General features: G+C 60.5%; 1 protein-coding gene. It reads left to right on the forward strand.

Annotated elements, in window-relative coordinates; genetic code table 11:
- Window positions 1-631 (forward strand): hypothetical protein (locus tag EOA38_RS38295; RefSeq protein WP_210213032.1); only part of this gene is annotated, 631 nt, incomplete at both ends.

Raw genomic sequence — 631 nt, forward strand, 5'->3', positions numbered from 1 at the left:
AATTGGCGGAGTGGGTTGCCACTTATGACGATCTTCTCGACAAGCGGCAGCTTGCCGCCCAAGGCATCAACGTGATCCGGTATCGTCGCCAACGCACGCACGGCCGCAACATGGTCGTGTCGTCGACATCGGAGCTGCGAATACTTCACGTGCTCGTCAAACGGCGGCTTGCGGAACTCTCCTTGGGTCTTGACGACGATCGCCTTGCAGGTCTGGCGCGGCGAATGATCGAAGACGCCAATGCCATATCGGGCGATATCGTTTTGCGTGCAGCCAAACGGGGCGTCTCGGCCGGCGAGCTGATCGGTTTGGTGCTGAGCCGGGCGCTTGTCGAAGAGGAGCTTGGTGATCGAGCAGCCGTTGCGTGGTTCCTCCTCGATGACTATGCGGAGTGGCTTGGGCAAAAGGAAGAGGGGATCGCCGACATCCTTGGCATCAGCGTCTCGACAGGAGAGGATGGTCTTCCGAAGCTCAGGGCAATCGTGACCGAAGCGAAATACGTCGACCAATCCGGCTTGGCGGAGGCGAGCCGCAAGTCCCGCAGCCAGCTGCGACAGACTGTTGCCCGTATCGATGACGCTTTGTTTGGCGATCCCGGGCGCCTCGATCGCGACCTCTGGCTTTCCCGCAT

The organism is Mesorhizobium sp. M1E.F.Ca.ET.041.01.1.1, assembly GCF_003997355.1.
Lineage (GTDB): Bacteria > Pseudomonadota > Alphaproteobacteria > Rhizobiales > Rhizobiaceae > Mesorhizobium.